The 15016-nt window shown below is 44.8% G+C and carries 17 protein-coding genes and 2 pseudogenes; 7 read left to right on the forward strand and 12 right to left on the reverse strand.

Annotation, left to right across the window (positions count from 1 at the left end; all coding sequences use genetic code 11):
* From PMG71_RS02735 to PMG71_RS02775, 9 genes and pseudogenes are all read right to left on the reverse strand, one after another.
* A pseudogene (locus tag PMG71_RS02735) lies at positions 1 to 318 on the reverse strand (RNA-guided endonuclease TnpB family protein); the annotation flags it as partial.
* Positions 319 to 783: 465 nt separating this feature from the next.
* Positions 784 to 2619, reverse strand: a complete 1836-nt coding sequence (locus tag PMG71_RS02740; RefSeq protein WP_283752107.1) for a serine/threonine-protein kinase — start codon at positions 2617 to 2619, stop codon at positions 784 to 786.
* Positions 2620 to 2635: 16 nt separating this feature from the next.
* Entirely contained in the window at positions 2636 to 3295 is a 660-nt protein-coding gene (locus PMG71_RS02745) for a V4R domain-containing protein (RefSeq protein WP_283752108.1), read from the reverse strand.
* A 48-nt stretch (positions 3296 to 3343) separates the two neighbouring features.
* On the reverse strand, positions 3344 to 3811 hold the full coding sequence (locus tag PMG71_RS02750; RefSeq protein ID WP_283752109.1) for a globin family protein: 468 nt from the start codon (positions 3809 to 3811) through the stop codon (positions 3344 to 3346).
* Between the two features lie 27 nt (positions 3812 to 3838).
* Positions 3839 to 4165 carry a hypothetical protein gene (locus tag PMG71_RS02755; protein WP_283752110.1) on the reverse strand — a complete coding sequence of 109 codons (327 nt, stop codon included), beginning with the start codon at positions 4163 to 4165 and terminating at the stop codon, positions 3839 to 3841.
* Positions 4162 to 4845 carry a V4R domain-containing protein gene (locus tag PMG71_RS02760; protein ID WP_283752111.1) on the reverse strand — a complete coding sequence of 228 codons (684 nt, stop codon included), beginning with the start codon at positions 4843 to 4845 and terminating at the stop codon, positions 4162 to 4164. The genes PMG71_RS02755 and PMG71_RS02760 overlap by 4 nt, the downstream gene beginning before the upstream one ends.
* 150 nt (positions 4846 to 4995) lie before the next feature.
* A complete protein-coding gene (locus PMG71_RS02765) occupies positions 4996 to 5493 on the reverse strand; it encodes a globin family protein (protein WP_283752112.1) in 498 nt (165 codons plus the stop codon).
* Between the two features lie 18 nt (positions 5494 to 5511).
* On the reverse strand, positions 5512 to 5994 hold the full coding sequence (locus PMG71_RS02770; protein WP_283752113.1) for a 2Fe-2S iron-sulfur cluster-binding protein: 483 nt from the start codon (positions 5992 to 5994) through the stop codon (positions 5512 to 5514).
* Positions 5995 to 6017: 23 nt separating this feature from the next.
* Positions 6018 to 6836 carry a hypothetical protein gene (locus PMG71_RS02775; protein ID WP_283752114.1) on the reverse strand — a complete coding sequence of 273 codons (819 nt, stop codon included), beginning with the start codon at positions 6834 to 6836 and terminating at the stop codon, positions 6018 to 6020.
* Between the two features lie 265 nt (positions 6837 to 7101).
* Here PMG71_RS02775 and PMG71_RS02780 point away from each other — a divergent pair, with 265 nt between their 5' ends.
* The 3 genes from PMG71_RS02780 to PMG71_RS02790 all read left to right on the forward strand — a co-directional run bounded on the left by PMG71_RS02780 (position 7102) and on the right by PMG71_RS02790 (position 10824).
* Complete coding sequence (locus tag PMG71_RS02780) at positions 7102 to 8115, forward strand: LysR family transcriptional regulator (protein WP_283752115.1); 1014 nt, start codon at positions 7102 to 7104, stop codon at positions 8113 to 8115.
* 44 nt (positions 8116 to 8159) lie between these two features.
* Positions 8160 to 9545 carry a serine/threonine-protein kinase gene (locus PMG71_RS02785; protein ID WP_283752116.1) on the forward strand — a complete coding sequence of 462 codons (1386 nt, stop codon included), beginning with the start codon at positions 8160 to 8162 and terminating at the stop codon, positions 9543 to 9545.
* Positions 9546 to 9780: 235 nt separating this feature from the next.
* Positions 9781 to 10824 carry an agmatinase family protein gene (locus PMG71_RS02790; RefSeq protein ID WP_283752117.1) on the forward strand — a complete coding sequence of 348 codons (1044 nt, stop codon included), beginning with the start codon at positions 9781 to 9783 and terminating at the stop codon, positions 10822 to 10824.
* Between the two features lie 481 nt (positions 10825 to 11305).
* On the opposite strand, the gene PMG71_RS02795 is transcribed toward PMG71_RS02790, so the two are convergent.
* On the reverse strand, positions 11306 to 11620 hold the full coding sequence (locus tag PMG71_RS02795; protein ID WP_283752118.1) for a sll1863 family stress response protein: 315 nt from the start codon (positions 11618 to 11620) through the stop codon (positions 11306 to 11308).
* A 147-nt stretch (positions 11621 to 11767) separates the two neighbouring features.
* On the opposite strand from PMG71_RS02795, the gene PMG71_RS02800 reads away from it, so the two are divergent.
* Entirely contained in the window at positions 11768 to 12172 is a 405-nt protein-coding gene (locus tag PMG71_RS02800; protein ID WP_283752119.1) for an Hpt domain-containing protein, read from the forward strand.
* 3 nt (positions 12173 to 12175) lie between these two features.
* Here PMG71_RS02800 and PMG71_RS02805 read toward each other — a convergent pair whose 3' ends face one another.
* Positions 12176 to 13309: a hybrid sensor histidine kinase/response regulator gene (locus PMG71_RS02805; RefSeq protein WP_283752120.1), complete on the reverse strand. Its 1134-nt coding sequence runs from the start codon at positions 13307 to 13309 to the stop codon at positions 12176 to 12178.
* A 105-nt stretch (positions 13310 to 13414) separates the two neighbouring features.
* On the opposite strand from PMG71_RS02805, the gene PMG71_RS02810 reads away from it, so the two are divergent.
* From PMG71_RS02810 to PMG71_RS02820, 3 genes are all read left to right on the forward strand, one after another.
* Complete coding sequence (locus tag PMG71_RS02810) at positions 13415 to 14125, forward strand: response regulator (RefSeq protein WP_283752121.1); 711 nt, start codon at positions 13415 to 13417, stop codon at positions 14123 to 14125.
* Positions 14126 to 14263: 138 nt separating this feature from the next.
* Complete coding sequence (gene psb35 / locus PMG71_RS02815) at positions 14264 to 14452, forward strand: photosystem II assembly protein Psb35 (protein ID WP_283752122.1); 189 nt, start codon at positions 14264 to 14266, stop codon at positions 14450 to 14452.
* Between the two features lie 48 nt (positions 14453 to 14500).
* Entirely contained in the window at positions 14501 to 14863 is a 363-nt protein-coding gene (locus PMG71_RS02820; RefSeq protein ID WP_283752123.1) for a hypothetical protein, read from the forward strand.
* A 27-nt stretch (positions 14864 to 14890) separates the two neighbouring features.
* On the opposite strand, the pseudogene PMG71_RS23800 reads toward PMG71_RS02820, so the two are convergent.
* Positions 14891 to 15016 (reverse strand): annotated as a pseudogene (locus PMG71_RS23800) (RNA-guided endonuclease TnpB family protein); the annotation flags it as partial.

Genomic DNA, 15016 nt, shown 5'->3' on the forward strand with positions numbered 1-15016 from the left:
AGAGCGACTAAACTTCTTAAACTGAGGATAGCCTTTTTTTCCTGGGATTTTGCGTTTACAGTTATCGTAAAACCGACTAATTGAACTCCAAGCACGTTCAGCACTTGCTTGTCTAGCACTTGAGTTTAATTGGTCAGCAAACTCAAAGTTATGGGCTAAAACTTTAGAGTATCGATATAAATCATTTTTACCCGTTCCTGGTGTATCCATCCATAACCTTAAGCACTTGTTACGGATAAATTGAGCGGTACGGATAGCCTCGTCTATCGCTTGATACTGTTGGGTTTTAGCTTTTACCTTGAACTCTAAAACAAACATTTTACGCAGAACTTGCTTGGATAAAATTAGTATAACGCACCAAAAGTTGACTTGACAACCTTGAAATTTAAAAAGCCGTCCTCAAAGGACGTTGCTCTAAACCCAAATTTTCGGTAAAATCCTAATACAGCGCTTCGCGCTGTGATGGGGGGATGGGGGAATGGGGGGAACAAACAGCAGACTGGGTAGCACTTTGAGCCATTTTAGCTATCGTTCAAAACAGTCATTAATGTACCTCGTAACAGCGAAAACTGCTGTAATGGCTAAAAAGCACTTAATATCAAGTCCGATTGTTCATGTCCGCGAAGCGGAAATACCATGATTAAAAATTTAGGGAGCAAGATGCTCCCACTCCAGTAATATAAAGGGATTAGAGGAGTGCGGGCATCTTGCTCGCTTCTTAACCAATTTTCATGTCCGCTTGCGGAAACCGGACTTGATATGATACAGCAGTTTTTGTTGCTATTAAAAAATAAAGTCAATATCAAACTGGGTTAAATCGACTAAATGGAGTTCCCCTTCTTGATTTACATTGGTAGCAACCAGTAGCATCGTTTTAGAAATGATGGCGATCGCCACCGGATAACAGGGGCCTAAAATCCGGCCAAACACCTGGCCATACTCATCTAACAAAATTAAATGACCGCGACGATCGCCAATGATATATCCCCAAGAGGCGATCGCCGCACAAACCGGGAATTGCACTTTAATTGGAATCGGTCGTACCCGGAAAGGCTTCAAATCCATCAATAAGGGGGCATGGGTTTCTGACTTAGGAATAACCAACACCCGATAGGGGATAGCACTAGGAATCACCCGATCCACTTCTAAATACAATTTCCATTGCCCCAGAAAGCTACCCCGACGAGTAAACACTTCTATCCAAGACTTGCCATCCTCCACTCGCCAAAAGAGTCCATAGCGATCATCAAGAATTTGAATCTGATCCACTTCACGATTAACGGCTACTGGAGGACGAGATAACCAGTTCTGATTACCCCCTTTGATCTCCGGGTTTTGTCCACCGCGATGCCAAATCCATAAGTAAAGGTCTTCCGTAATAGCAGCGATCCAATCCCCTTGAGCATGGACATCTGCCTTAAAAGGCATTGGGATATGGGCAATTAACTCAGCCGAGAGCCAACTAGAAGCAGAACCATAAGGACTAACGTAATAGATACATCGATCGGTCAAAGCAAAACAGCCTTCAGAGGTTACTTTGAGTTGACGCACCGGCTCTGGTAAGCTCACCCTAGCCACATCCACTAAAGTATCCAATTGAGAAGCTTCTTGATAGCATTGACATTGAATCAAGTCGGCGATCGCCCAGTAGATACAACGACTAGAGCCACAAAGAGGATCGTCCTGATTCAGTTTAGACTCCAACGAGACCGCCAAATCCGCCACCAATCCTGGCAGTGCATGGGTAGCGATCGGGCGATCGATCAGGGGGCGACTGGGGGGATAAGAGATCACACTCATCAAACTGGCTGACGAAGATAAATCGATTAATCCTGAAAGACGCTCAAGATCCGCGAGCATTTCCCTAGCACTCTTATAGCGACGGGCAGGTAATTTTTCTAAGGATTTGAGAATAATCTTTTGTAAGGCTGGATGAACCGTTTCTGGAAGGCTCACCCGTTGATTGAGATGATAGGTCATCAACTGTTGGGGTTGTCCAGAAAAAGGGCGATCGCCCACCACCAACTCATAGAGGATCACCCCCACCGCATAGATATCCGACTGAAGAGAATATTGCCCATAAAAGCGCTCTGGAGCCATATAAGCTGGCGATCCCGTACTATCTGAAGCCTCTTGACTCTCTTGAACTAACCGAGCAATGCCAAAATCCGATATCCGAGCCATCCAACCCGCCGATTTCAGGGTTAACAAAATATTTTCCGGTTTCAAATCCCGGTGGATAATCCCTCGACTATTGGCATGTTCCATCCCCTTCAAGACATCTTGGATCAATTGAATCGCCAGCCCCAAAGGAAACCTTTCCTGGCGATCCATCCAATTTCGCAACGTTCCACCCTCACAATAGTCCATCACCAAATAACGGCCTTGGCGAGAATGTTCCAAAGCACGGCAAGTAACAATATTAGGATGAGAAAGTTGGAGTAAAAACCTTAATTCTCGTAGGAACTGGTGTGTCGGAAAGCGGTATTTATCTAAATCTTTAAGAGCAACCAACTTACCCGTTTTTCGATGACACCCACAAAACACACGCCCAAACTGTCCTTGTCCAATCAGTCCTAAAATGAGGTATTTAGTTTTAGGCATTCTGGGGACAGTCATGAGCAGAGAATTCCACTTAAACTTCAGTTAACTTCTGGATAATCTCTGCATGAGATTTACCCTGTTCAATCTGCTGTTCAATTTGACTCAAACGTTTTTCTAATCCCACCACAAAATAGTTACATTCTGCGCCTAAAGACTCACAGGATGTTTGCACGCAATAGAGATCTTTTCCACTCAACTGACTGAAGAATGCACTAAACACCCCTGCATCTAAGAAACAAATGGGAAAACCGAGCTTAGGCCCATGAGTCGCGAAGGGAGCATTCCAGGTTTTGACGACTAAAAAACCTTGAGAAATATAACTTTGATCTAGGTCTATTTTTCCCCATCCATGGGTTTGCCAACATTGTTTTAGGGACTGCAAAAAGTCTAACATGCTCATATCTGCTAAAGGCTTTTCGTAGTATTCAGAGACTTCTTCGGCAAACCGAGCATAAAAGTTTTTTCCCCACCAGCGACCGCAGTTATATAGGACTAATTTGGAAGCTTGTCCAGTTTCTTTATCTAACCCGGAGTAAATGGCTTTGATCAGGGGTTCTGGCATCGCCAAAAGGCGGTCACCTCGGCGATTTTCTAGCAACCCTAATTCTAAATCACTCCGCACATAAACATCCGTAGCAAAGTAATTACTAGGAATACGGTTATTGGTGACTAAATCAGAAACAGAAATCATGGTTTATTCTCACAATGGGTTCATCAACTCTAGGGTTAATTTGGTGCTTTATTTTTCACTATTGATTAATTGAGTTTGGGCTAAAATCAAAGGTGATTTAATCAACTTAATTTGCTCTGTTTTTAAGCTTTTCATTAACTGTTGATTGAGCAATTTGTACAGCACTTTATCTAAATCTTGAGTTTCATACATGGCGATGCTTTGGGAGAGCCAATCCACGAATCTTTGTTTCACCAACTGATCGTTATCGATCAACATGGCCATAGCACAATAGCGTAACATGAGCATGGCATTTTTAATGGATCGCTCCATATCTTCAACAGATGGATTAGGAAAATGTTGAGGGAGCTGATCGGCAACAGCTTGCATAATTTCTACTTCTTTTTCCCGAATCTGAGTGTAGGTTTCTAGTCGTTGGGGTAAGGAGTCAACATACTGACTTAAACCTTTGAGTTCTTCAGGTTTGAGGTAACGATTTTCTGCTTCTGCAAATAGGGATTCTAGGTCTATATTCATAGCTAATGGGTAAAACTTAGAAAGGGATTAAAACAGACTAGAGAAGTCTTCTAGGGTGACTTCATCTTGGACTTGAGTTGATCGGGACTCTGATTCTTCTAGGGGTAAGGGGGCACTAGGGGCGATCGCTCCGTGCCCTTCCCAATCAATACAAGTGAAGAATTGACTGACACTTAACGTTAAGGAAAGTTTTTCACTGCGTCCTTCTAAACTGGCTTGTTTAACTTTCTGGATCGGTTCGGGATCGTGTTCCCAGTTAATTTGGCTAAAAAAGTCATGAACTGAGAGGCGACTCCAGGTTTTTAGAGTCTCTTGGGTATTTTTTGCTCTGGGTTTAGATTGGGTTGGACTCATCCTAATCGCTCTCCTGAACGCAACCGTTTTTCAATATCACGAGCTGTTGCTCCTTCATTGAACCAGAATGAGGCGGCATCAATGCGATCTTTACCACCAATGAGGAATTTACAATAGGTTTCCCCCATGGAATAGCATTGAATTTCGATGCAACTGAGTTGTTTTTTGACTAATTCGGTAAAGAAGCCCGCAAAGAGACCTGCATAGATATGACAAACGGGTTTACCGACATCACCGAGGGTACGAGCGACGGCAGAATCAAAGAGGTTAATAAACATAAAGCCTTGTTTGCGATCGCCCATATCGACCTCCCAGCGTCCCCATCCTTGGGAAGTGAAGGGCCACCACCAGGTTTCTAAGAGAAACATTAAGTTGGCTTGACGGATGCTGCGATCGAACTCTTTTTCAAACCATTTTTCAAAGAAAAAAGCATCTTTTTGCCCCCATTCCACACCAATGGTATACATGATGGCTGCCGAAGCCTCTCCTACTTCTTCTTCGAGTCCTTCCACTAACCCAATAATAAAGTCTTCACTGGTGAGGACATTTTGGGCCCCATTCCAATCGAGTACAGTTCCCCGCTCTGGATCGAACTGGAAAAAGTCCTGGAAACCATAGTGGTTATGTTTTTTGGGCTGTTTACTATTGAGTAAATGTTGAGTTTTAGTTGCGTTTGCCATGGCAGTGTTCAGATCGGTGATGTTGTGCAGTCCTCTAACGAGAGGGGGCTGAAGCTATGACCGGGATGGATTTACTTGTCCGATTTTCATTGTATCGGTTGCTGACGACTCCACTGCAAAGTTGTAATGAAAGTCAAGCAAATTTGGCTTTTAGGGCGTGAATTCTTCTGGGGTAGAGACTTGGCAGAGGATTTGGCGATTATATTCTAAAATCGGACGCAGTAGGGCAGCTTCTTCGCGGGTTAACAAGGATTCTATAACGTTTTGCATGATGGAATAAGTGAAATCACAACCATCTTGAGCTTCAAAGGCTCTCATAACGGTTTGAAACCAGAGGAGCAGGCGATCGCGTAACCCGTCGCGATCGTCAATCAGTAGAGCTAAGGCTGAGTGACGGAGAATACGAAGGGTATCTTGTTTCCATTTATTACTCAAGTCCCGATCGCCCTGCATTAGCACTTGGGGCGCTTTGGCCCGGAGTTGGGATTGGACTTGTTGAACAATTAGAGCTTCTGATGTGCGAATTTTGTTATAGGTGGTCAAGCGTAAGGGAAAGGATTGGAGATAATCCTGGAAAAATTGCAGTTCTTCATCTGTGGCATAGCGGCCATCGGTTTCTCGATATAGGTTTTGAGTTTGGGTTAGCATAGGGTCGTGATTAACTTCTTAAGCATCTTTGGTTTGGGTTAAGTAGGCTCCAATTTCAAATTTGGTCTCTTCGAGTTGTTTGAGGGTGGAACGGGTGACCAGTTTACCCGCTTCGACTAAGACTTCCCCGGTGACGGGATGAAGCATATCTTGATCGGCACGTCTACCGATGAGGGCTTCAATATCTTGTAGCGATCGCACATACATCCCTGGAGGTAATTCTACCACTACCCCATCCATCAATACCCGTGACTGGCAGGCCAAGCGGGAATTGGGCTTACAGGAGGTAATCACCTCTAGAGTCCTCTGTTCTCTGCGGTTCATGGGGGTTAGGAAGTCCATCCCATCTTTTATATACACATGGCAGGTGGCACACATGCCGCGTCCTCCACATTCTTTGAGGACATCCAAATCCTTGTCGATCAAAATAGATAACAGATTGCCATTCGTTTCTACCTCAGTCTCTTGGGCGATCGGTTCAAGTCTGACTGTTTTTACCATAATCGTTAAGTCTCCAAAGTTGCTTAGGGTAAGAGTAACTGTTTATATTCGGGTTTGAGGGATTTTTCCACTAAGGCAGGAAAATCCCGGATCACTTTTATGCATCGACTGATAAAAGCCTGAACCCAAGATTGAATCCAGGATAACTGTTCAGGGGTCACCGTTTGCGTGAGCGCAGTAGAACGGGTAAAGGTCAATTCAGCCGTGCGACTGATTTCAAAGCTCTGTAACCATTCCCCATCGGGACGGGTGGATTTCCAATAGTTGGTAATCACAGCTTTGCCCAAATACTGGGTGGTATAAAGACTCAGTTGGTTGAGGGCTTCGAGCAATTCTTTTAGAGTAACCTGGGAAGCGGCCTCTGGAGTAGGAGGGACTGGAGGAACACGGGGATAGGAGGTTAGGGGAACCGGAGTGGGGGAAGGACTGGGGGAGGGGGAATCTTTCCAGTAGGTTTGGTTGGAGAGGGTTAAACTACCAGCGAGGAGTCGGACTGTGGCGATCGCCGTGGCACTATCAGCAATCAATTCCGCTTTCAGATGATTCAGGGCATCAGCATAATGACTATAGACCAGATCCAGGGTGGTCAGCACCAGTAAAATCATGCCTTCAGGGAGCTTATAAATAAACACCTGATTTTGGGCAAACTGAAATTCAAAGGACTCAAAGCCTTCTGGAGTGGTTTCCACCACCTGTCTTAAACCCTGGGCGAGGGCTTCTTTCTGTTGGAAGTTGAGGGTATTATCCACGCCACAAAAATAGGGACGCGATCGCCGATCGATTAGGGCGATACCCGCAATTCCTGGTAAATTCAGAAAATCCTCAACTACCTCCCGTTTCATAAGTAGATGCTTATCTATCGTCTCCTAATTATGGGGCTATCGGTCTTCACTCTATTTATTTTGGGACTTCATGTCACAACGGTAGGGGGGAGAGGTTTTTAAGTCGGCAGGGTTCAAGTCTAGACATCAAGGGTATAGGTCTGCTATGGGTCAATTATGAGTTTGGTCTCAATTTTACCCAATTTTATTTTCTCATGTTCCCAAGGGTCTGTCTTAATTTTCCGTCCACTGAACTCTCCGATATCCTATTTTAGGTTGATCGCTTATGTCTGACCTTCCATTTACGTTGGATCAATTACGCATTCTCAAGGCTATTGCCGTTGAGGGCAGCTTTAAAAGGGCCGCAGATAGTCTTTATGTCTCCCAACCGGCCGTCAGTCTCCAAGTCCAGAACTTAGAGAAACAACTTGATGTTCCCCTATTCGACCGGGGAGGAAGACGGGCCCAGCTCACGGAAGCGGGTCATCTCCTCCTCCAGTATGGGGAAAAAATTCTTTCTCTGTGTCAAGAAACTTGTCGGGCGATCGAAGATTTACAAAATCTACAAGGGGGAACCCTGATCGTCGGAGCTTCTCAAACCACCGGAACCTATCTCTTACCTCGGATGATTGGGGCATTTCGGGACAAATACCCCGATGTGGCCGTGCAATTGCATGTTCATTCTACCCGTCGCACCTGTTGGAGTGTCTCCAATGGCCAAATTGATTTAGCCATTATTGGCGGCGAAGTGCCCACGGAACTGCAAGAAACCTTAGAAATTTCTTCCTATGCTGAAGATGAGTTAGCCCTCATTTTAGCCCCTTCCCATCCCCTAGCCGCCCAAAGTAGGATTCAAAAAGAAGATCTTTATGAACTCCAGTTTATTGCTCTCGACTCCCAATCGACGATTCGTAAGGTGATTGACCAGGTTTTAACCCGTTGTGGCATTGAAACCAATCGCCTGAAAGTGGAAATGGAACTCAATTCGATTGAAGCGATTAAGAATGCGGTACAAGCGAATTTAGGGGCGGCTTTTGTGTCTATCTCGGCGATCGAAAAGGAATTGCAAATTAATTTACTCCATCGATCGCACATTGAAGGCGTATCTATCCGCCGTACCCTCTCGGTGATTCTCAATCCCAATCGCTATCGCTCTAAGGCCGCTGAAGCCTTTCGGACTGAAATTCTACCGGCTTTCACCAATGAGGGTAAAGTCGGGTTAACTCCCCCCACTGAGATTGGGGTCGATCTCAATGCCACTCCAGGGTCTGAGGAGGAATCATCTGTATCCTTGGATTAACTGGGGTTTATGATTGGAGCGATCAATACTTTGCCGTCTGGTCTATGGATATTCATTGCACGCGCCCCAAATGTCAGCGTCCTGTCAACCCAGTTCCGGAACTGGATCATCCCGAAAAACTGAAAACGACTTCCCAGAAGTATTGTACTTGCTGTGGAATGCCTTTAATTTTGGCAGGACGGTATTTACCCCAACGATTATTGGGTCAAGGGGGGTTTGGTGCGGCTTATTTGGCAGTGGATCGCTATACGCCGACGTTGCGATCTTGTGTAGTCAAGCAGTTTCAGCCGGCCGGTCAGTTATCAGCCCAACAATTGGCGATCGCCCAACAGCATTTTGAGCAAGAGGCTCTAGTGTTGGAGGAGTTGGGTAACGAACATCCCCAAATTCCTCGGCTTTATGCCTTTTTTCCTCTGTTGGTTCCCCCATCTGCTAAAGGTGAAGAAAGCCAATTTTTTTATCTAGTTCAAGAATGGATTGATGGTCAAAATTTAGAGGAAGAATTAGAATATACTGGGACATTTTCTGAGCAAGACATTCTCTTATTGCTCCGGCAAATTTTGCCCGTCTTGCAATTTATTCACGACCGTGATGCCATTCATCGAGATATCAAACCCTCGAATATCATGCGGGATAAAAAAGGGCGATTGGTATTGCTCGATTTTGGTGCAGTGAAGCAGATTAGTCAAGGATCAGCAGGTCGGTCTACAGAGATCTATTCCCAAGGGTTTGCCCCCCCCGAACAAATGGCAGGAGGTCAGGTCTACCCCTCTACGGATTTGTATGCTCTGGCAGTGACTTGCTTAATTTTATTAACTCATAAGACTTCTCAGGAGTTATATGATTCTTATAATAATCGCTGGAACTGGCGATCGGAAATTGATTTATCGGAACCCTTGGCTTCAGTTTTAGATAAAATGCTGGCTCTGTCTCCCTATCAACGGTTTGCCAGTGCCAATGAAGTTTTAGAGAGCCTGCGCCCCCAATCTATGCCAGGGATAAACCCATCAACGACTCTTCAGGCGGCTGCAACGCCTGCGGTAGCCACTCCACCACCCATACCACCTAAACCTGTAGCCAAAACGCCTAATTTTTCAACCCCAGAATGGTTGATGATTTCTACATTTACAGGGTTTGAATCGGTAGTTTTAGCTTTAGCTTTTACCAATCTCTTTGGGATTACTGGGATCGGTATGGGTCTTTGGGGAGCAGCGATGGGACTCTTGGTTTATGCCCAATTTCGCCGTTGGATTGAACGGGTAGATTTAGCCATTATCGCTATTATTTCTTGGGGAATCTTACTATTTGTTCCCCCAGTGCGAGGAAACCAGCCCTTAGATGTGATTTTAATTATTCCTGTTTGTGTGGGGGCGGGTTTAGGATTGTTTATGTCTATTTTTCGGTTGATTTCTCAGAGGTTAGTACGGTGAAGTTTCTTTTTAAGTCGTGGGAGCGTCTCGCTCCCTAGGTTTTTCATCATGGTATTTAACCGGACTTGAGATTACTTATTAGCGAGCAAGATGCTCGCACTCCTTGCTTTTAGCGAGCAAGATGCTCGCACTCCTTGCTTTGCATCAAATTAGCTGAAACAATCCAGTAGGATGGGCACTGCCCATCTTACCAATTCAAATAACAGAGAGACACAAATGGGTGGGGAAAAGATTCATGACTCAAGAAAATTGTAATCCTAATGGGATTAGTGTACCCAATGGTTGTTTTTTTGGTTTGCCCTATTCGGTAGAAGAAGCGGAATTCGTGTTTTTACCCGTTCCTTGGGATGTGACCACTTCCTACCGGGAAGGGGCCTCCCTTGGGCCGCAAGCTATTCTAGAGGCTTCGGTACAGTTGGATTGGTATGATTTTGATGTGCCGAATGCTTGGACAATTCCTTTGGGAACTCTACCCATTGAGGGGGAGATTTTAGCTCAAAATGGTCAGATGCGGGCGATCGCCAAACAGATTATAGAACATCTGGAACAAGGGGGAGAAGTCGATGATGCGGCGATCGCCACCTCCCTAGCAAAAGTAAATCAAGCCTGTGCCGATCTCAATCATTGGGTTTATACTCAAAGCCAGAAATATTTAGACCAAAGCAAGGTTGTCGCCGTTGTCGGAGGCGATCACAGTGCCCCCCTCGGATTAATGCAAGCCCTCGGCGAAAAGTACCCAAACTACGGCATTTTACAAATCGATGCCCATGCCGATTTGCGTCAAGCCTATGAAGGCTTTACCTATTCCCATGCCTCAATTATGGACAATGCCCTCAAAATTCCCCAGATTAGTCGCTTAGTTCAAGTCGGCATTCGGGATATTTGTCAAGCAGAAATCAACCAGATAAATGACGATTCCCGCATTATCCTCTTTGATGATTGGCAACTCAAAGCCAACACCTATGAAGGCATGAATTGGGCAACTCAATGTCAGCAAATCATCTCCCATTTACCCCACCAAGTTTATATTAGCTTTGATATCGACGGCTTAAATCCTTCCTATTGTCCCCATACCGGTACACCCGTACCAGGGGGATTAGACTTTAATCAAGCTATCTATTTAATCCGAGCTTTAGTCAAAGCCGGTAAAAAGATTATCGGTTTCGATTTGTGCGAAGTCGCTCCCGGTGAACCCGGCGATCAGTGGGATGGCAATGTCGGAGCCAGAATTCTGTACAAATTAGCTTGCTTGACTCAAAAACCCCAATTAAAAATCTAGGGAGTGAGACGCTCCCCTTCCAGTAATATCAAGAGTTTTCAGGAGTGCGGGCATCTTGCCCGCTTCTCTTTATCCCGTCATCTCAAGTCCGACTGTTCATGTCCGCGAAGCGGAAATACCCTAATTAAAAATCTAGGGAGCGAGACGCTCCCACTCCAGTAATATCAAGAGTTTTCAGGAGTGCGGGCATCTTGCCCGCTTCTTCACCCTTTACCGCAATTTTCGCTGCTATGCGGTACATCTAGATCCCCCTGAATCCCCCTTAAAAAGGGGGACTTTCCTATTCCCCCCTTTTTAAGGGGGACTTTCCTATTCCCCCCCCTTAAAAAGGGGGACTTTCCTATTCCCCCCTTAAAAAGGGGGACTTTCCTATTCCCCCCTTAAAAAGGGGGGCAAGGGGGGATCTTTTTTGCTGTACCTCATTACCCCGCAAAACGCTGTATCCGGACTTGATATCAAACTGAATCTTATTTCAATCTATCTATTGAAACTTTTTGATCGCTTGGTCTACGGATTGGGTAAATTCTTGCCAAGCCTTATCAAATCCAGATTGTAACTCTAACCAAGCATCTTCACTGGACTGATACAATTCATTTAATTTGAGTTTAACCGCATCTCGCTGGGCATAGAGTTCTTCTAAGGTACTATGATATTCTACTGAAGCATCTGACTGAGCTTGTTTGGCTTTCGCCTCAAATTCATCAATTTTGGCATTTAGATGATCTAACTGCGCGTTGATCTTCTCTTGATATTCTTTGCGAGATTGATGAGATGTATTTTGAGTTGGGGTAACCATAATGTTATTTGCCTCAATGACTTCTATACCCCATTAAAGCGAATTTGAAGGCTGAAGGCTTCTATCTGTGGCCAGATTAATCGTAATTATTTTCTCTATCTACGGGTTGATATCTCTCTATCTAGAGATAGAGGAAGATGAGTAAACATGCTGTTAGACTCAAAACTCATCTATCAATTGAGCGCTAAAATAGTGTGTTATTATACTATTAACCGATTAGATTTTCAGCGATTAAATTCAATTTCCCGTCGTAATAAAAGCTTTCAAAGACGTTTACTCCAGAAAGTTTTAGCTATTGCGTATCAAGATCGCTATCAACTGCTGATGGAATTAGAGCATGAAAACTGGACAGGGATTGAGATCGCCGCCCATCGGTTAAAGGGATCGAGTGCTAATGTTGGGGCGATCGCCGTTCACCAAGTGGCAACGGAGCTAGAAACTGGCGCTCAAGACCAAAATCACAAACAATGTGAAGAGAGCTTGACTCTCTTAAAACAAAAGTTAGTGGAACTGGAGCAGTTGATTGAGGAATATTATCCACCCTTAGATTAACTCTCAAAAATGAGAAGAAGATCTACTAATTTTTTGGGGAATATCTACCGTGAAAATACTGCCTTTTCCCGGTTCAGATTCCAGGGTAAGACTTCCATGATGGGCTTCCACAATGCGACGACTGAGATATAAACCGAGACCGCTACTTAAACGTTTCGATTTACCGGCGATCGCCAAGGATTTACTTTGGCGAAATCGTTCAAAAATAAGGCTTTGTTCTTCAGGAATAATCCCAGTCCCCGTATCTTGAACTTGCAAGCGAATCAGATTCAATTCAGAATCCTTGATTAATTCTAAATGAATATCAATTGAACCGGTTTGAGTGAATTTGATCCCATTGCCCACTAAGTTGACCACTACTCGACGCAATTCTAAGGGATCGCCCATGGCTTGAACCGCAGGAGAATCATCCGCCGTTTCAAAAATTAAAGTGAGTCCCTTCTCTTCGGCTAAGGGACTCAGCTCCTCAACCACTTCTTGAACTAATTTTCGATAATCAAACTTAGAAAACGTTAAGGCTTTTCGTCCTCCGGAATAGCGATACACTTCCAAAAGAGTATTCACCATACTGAGCAAATTTTGATTACTGCGCTTCATGGTGACTAGCGCTTCCGCCATCTCCCCAGTTAACGCCCCAAAGCTATCTTGTAGAAATAAAGAAAACATGCGATCGGCAGCAACTAGGGGCGTTCGCAAATCATGGGTGAGTCGGGAAACAAAATCTTCCCGTTCATCTAACGTTTGCTTTAAGCGTAAGAGCGATCGCACCCGTGCTAAAAGCTCATTGACATCAACGGGTTTACGAATAAAATCATCCGCCCCCGCGTCTAATCCTTCCACCACACTGGATCGATCGTAGGCCGTAATCAGTAAAATGGGAATAAAGGGTAAATAGGGATTCTCCCGAATCCGTCGCGTAAAGGCATACCCATCTAAGTCGGGCATCACCACATCTAATAAAATTAAATCAGGAACAAAGCGCTCCAGTTCTTGAAGTGCCTGTTGACTATCGGATTGACAATTAATTTCATATCCCTCTTCACCCAAAATATGCTCAATTAACATTAAGTTGTCGGGAGCGTCATCAACGGCTAAAATTCGAGAGGGTCGGCGATTCGCAGTCGGATCGGTTGCCATGATAGTAAATATAAGATAAAAACCAGATCGTATAGTGTTGAGGTTGCTGGTTAATTGACTTAATCGGTCGATCGCCCAGTTTGTCTATTTGGAGTCTAGAGTACCATGACGGTTATCCGGGTTGTATTAATTGAAGACCACGATCTGACGCGCATGGGGTTACGCACGGCGCTTAAACAACAAGAACGCATTGAAATTGTTGGTGAAGCAGCCAATGGTAAACAAGGATTGGAAGTCCTCAAAGCAACGGCTCCGGATGTGGCTTTAATTGATATTGGTTTACCCGATCGCGATGGCATTGAAGTGACGCAACACCTTCGAGAGTCAGAAGATTTTGCAGCACTCCCACCCATTAAGGTTTTGATGTTAACGATGCATGACGATCGAGATACAGTATTAGCGGCTTTTGCAGCCGGTGCAGATTCCTATAGCTTAAAAGATGCCAGTATCGAGCAGTTAGTGGAAGCCATTTCGATTACCTATGAGGGGAATTCTTGGATCGATCCGGCGATCGCCCGTATCGTCCTCCATCAAGTGCAACAACCGCGCTCTGTTGAACCAGAGTCCGAACAAACCCTGATCCGTTCTGTCGATCCCGAATATCGACAAGTCCTAGAGTCTGAACCCCTAACCGATCGCGAATTAGAAGTCTTAGAACTGATTGTCGCTGGATGCAATAATGCGGCGATCGCCGAGCAACTCTATATTACTGTGGGAACCGTTAAAACCCATGTTCGCAACATCCTCTACAAACTTTGTGTTGACGATCGCACCCAAGCTGCTGTTCGCGCTCTCCGCTCTGGTTTAGTCGGTTAAAAACTCCCCTCTACCCAAAGACACAGATCAATCATCTTTCCTTCGGTAGAGAGCATCTCTATCCCCCGAACGATGAGTTATCTTGCTTAATCTTGATAGTCTATAGGTGACGTTCAAAATAGAGGTCAACTTAACTATATGTTTTTGCTTTCCGAAATTCAAGCCAGCTCAAATAGTTTATCCATTCCGTTATCCGTACTTCTCGTTTATGCTGGAGGCTTTTTAGCCGCCGTCATTTTAGGCTCGATCGCCTGGTATAACTCCACTCGATTAGTGGGTTGGAAAGATAAAGAGCGTCCAGATATTATTCCTGATTTGGATCGCTAAAACCCATCTACCCCTCAATCAAAACTGTCGAATTGGAGAATAGAATCTATGGCTACGAACAATAGCGAACGCACCCCTAAAAACCGCTTTGAACCTCAATACGATCGCGAGATCGCACCCACAGAAACCGCAACTCGTCAGGAGCGGGAAGGAGAAAACTTCAAACAAACCCCCGATGCTGAAGGGGGAATCGATACCACCGGTGGCTATACAGTCGATCGGGAAGGGAAATTGAATAACTTTGCCATTGAGCCGCAAATGTATGTCGAAACTCCCGGAGATTTGGATTATAAAAATGCACAGTTAGAATCTCAACGCCAACAGACTTATCGAGAAGTCAAGGAAACTGATGAAGAGGGTAATCTCTCGATGAAAGAGGATAAGAGAGGTAAAGGAGTTGGCATTATCTAATGTCTGCTGTGTTTGACACTCCTCAGCCTAAAGGCATGAGGATTCTACATTCACAGACTCGCCGTTAGACAGCAGGGTTGCCCCAACTGCCCAAGAGGGCAAATCTCCTGTAGCGTAAGTTCCCGTGTGCCCCACGGTACTGATTCCTAATTT

It is taken from the genome of Roseofilum acuticapitatum BLCC-M154 (assembly GCF_030068475.1).
GTDB lineage: Bacteria > Cyanobacteriota > Cyanobacteriia > Cyanobacteriales > Desertifilaceae > Roseofilum > Roseofilum acuticapitatum.